Annotated in this window: 1 protein-coding gene; it reads left to right on the forward strand. The window is 49.4% G+C overall.

Annotation, left to right across the window (positions count from 1 at the left end):
• Window positions 1–545 (forward strand): L-serine ammonia-lyase, iron-sulfur-dependent, subunit alpha (locus R8O10_RS27005; RefSeq protein WP_318192196.1); only part of this gene is annotated, 545 nt, incomplete at both ends.

Raw genomic sequence — 545 nt, forward strand, 5'->3', positions numbered from 1 at the left:
AGCTACGACCACGCCATTGTATTTCACAGCGACAACCTGCCGCTGCATGAAAATGGTATGACGATCACCGCGCTCGATGCCGCAGGAGCTCAAGTCGCTGTTGAGACGTACTACTCTCTCGGTGGTGGTTTTATTGCGACAGCGGCAGAGCTCGAACATGGCGGCCAACAAGCCAGCGCAGAAGTACCTTTCCCTTTTTCATCCGCAGACGAAATGTTGGAAAAAGCAGAGAAAAATGGCCTCAGCCTTGGTGGTATGATTCTGCAAAATGAGCTGGCATTTCGAGAGCAAGAAGAAATTGACCAAAGAGCTGAACAAATTTGGAAAGTGATGTCACTGTGCATGCAGCGTGGTTTCGATACTGAAGGGATCCTTGAAGGTGGCTTGAACGTCACTCGCCGAGCTCCGAATCTGTTGAAAAAACTAGAAGCTAATGCAGCAGTAGAAAATGATCCAATGGAGATCATGGACTGGATTAACTTGTTTGCCTTTGCGGTCAGCGAAGAGAACGCGGCAGGCGGGCAAGTCGTCACATCACCAACTAA

Origin of the sequence: Vibrio sp. 1727 (genome assembly GCF_033344415.1) — a bacterium.
Taxonomy (GTDB): Bacteria; Pseudomonadota; Gammaproteobacteria; order Enterobacterales; family Vibrionaceae; genus Vibrio; species Vibrio alginolyticus.